The sequence below is a fragment of the Bacillus cereus group sp. BfR-BA-01441 genome (genome assembly GCF_022663075.1).
Taxonomy (GTDB): domain Bacteria; phylum Bacillota; class Bacilli; order Bacillales; family Bacillaceae_G; genus Bacillus_A; species Bacillus_A cereus.
Map to the genome: position 1 here is coordinate 1 of NZ_JAKUEU010000346.1, position 259 is coordinate 259.

Here is a 259-nt window from a genome sequence, read left to right on the forward strand (position 1 = left end):
TTAAAGCCAATTCTGTATTCACCATCTTTAAGAGCTTTTGGATCAATTGTTGTGTTATTATCTTGGTTGTTGTTTCCACCTTGGTTGTTGTTTTCACCTTGGTTGTTGTTTCCACCTTGGTTGTTGTTTTCACCTTGGTTGTTGTTTACACCTTGGTTGTTGTTTTCACCTTGGTTATCTAACGACTTAATGCTACCTTTATCAAATGCAAATTGAATATCGTAAAAATGGTGATAATTCATTGAATCGATATCTACTT

Annotated in this window: 1 protein-coding gene; it reads right to left on the minus strand. The window is 34.0% G+C overall.

Annotation, left to right across the window (positions count from 1 at the left end; translation table 11 throughout):
• Positions 1 to 259 (minus strand): hypothetical protein (locus MR107_RS30795; protein WP_242293208.1); only part of this gene is annotated, 259 nt, incomplete at both ends.